The 334-nt window shown below is 37.7% G+C and carries 1 protein-coding gene and 1 pseudogene; one reads left to right on the top strand and one right to left on the bottom strand.

All coding sequences use genetic code 11. From position 1 onward, the window contains the following. Positions 1-94 (top strand): annotated as a pseudogene (locus H4J63_RS19895) (IS5/IS1182 family transposase); the annotation flags it as partial. Positions 95-121: 27 nt separating this feature from the next. Here H4J63_RS19895 and H4J63_RS20140 read toward each other — a convergent pair. Next, positions 122-334, bottom strand: a 213-nt coding sequence (locus H4J63_RS20140; RefSeq protein ID WP_220467258.1) for a hypothetical protein, incomplete at its 5' end; no start/stop codon positions are given.

The raw sequence follows: 334 nt of genomic DNA on the forward strand, positions 1-334 counted from the left end.
GATAGCCACGCGGTATGAAAAGCTTGAACGAAATTATCATTCAATGCTCGCTTTAGCATTTACTATGATGTGGCTACCAATGTGGGCTGATTGATATATGTACTACAAAGATCAACAGCCCCTAATTTAATGCAATTAGTATGAAAATTTTTACGCATAAAAAAAGCAGACCAAGGTCTAACACCACTCGTTTAAGAACGAGTGGTGTTTTTCGTTTATACCTAACTGGATATTTTTGTGTCTTTGCGAGCACCGTTCGCGGATAAGCTTTTCGCTTTCTTTTCTCCGGTAATATTAGCCGTTTACCGTTTTCACGTAGTTCTTTTAGCTTTTT

The sequence above is a fragment of the Pseudoalteromonas sp. 5Ae-yellow genome (assembly GCF_014077565.1).
Lineage (GTDB): Bacteria > Pseudomonadota > Gammaproteobacteria > Enterobacterales > Alteromonadaceae > Pseudoalteromonas.